This window comes from Amycolatopsis sp. SB7-3 (assembly GCF_041021335.1).
GTDB classification, from domain to species: Bacteria; Actinomycetota; Actinomycetes; order Mycobacteriales; family Pseudonocardiaceae; genus Amycolatopsis; species Amycolatopsis japonica.
This window is the reverse complement of record NZ_JBFPJQ010000017.1, coordinates 1-296: the sequence shown is the minus strand read 5'-3', so window position 1 is coordinate 296 and position 296 is coordinate 1. Positions and strand designations below refer to the sequence as shown.

General features: G+C 68.6%; 1 protein-coding gene. It reads left to right on the top strand.

The genetic code is table 11. The features are described from left to right. The coding region (locus AB8M46_RS39945) for an AMP-binding protein (RefSeq protein WP_394363513.1) at positions 1-296 on the top strand (296 nt) is incomplete at both ends.

The following is a 296-nucleotide window of genomic DNA, read 5'->3' as shown; positions in this document are numbered from 1 at the left end:
GCGCTCGATCGACCTCGTCGTCGCGCTGTACGCGGTGCACAAGGCAGGCGCGGCCTACCTGCCGCTCGACACGGACTACCCGGCCGATCGCATCGCGTTCATGCTCGAAGACGCGGCTCCGACGGTCGTTCTGGACGAGCTGCCGGTGCTGGACGGCTATTCGGGAGAGAGCCTGCGGCGGGCCGTGGATCCCGCGTCCCCGGCGTACGTCATCTACACGTCCGGCTCGACCGGTCGCCCGAAGGGTGTCGTGGTGCCGCACGAGGGCATCGTGAACCGTCTACTGTGGATGCAGG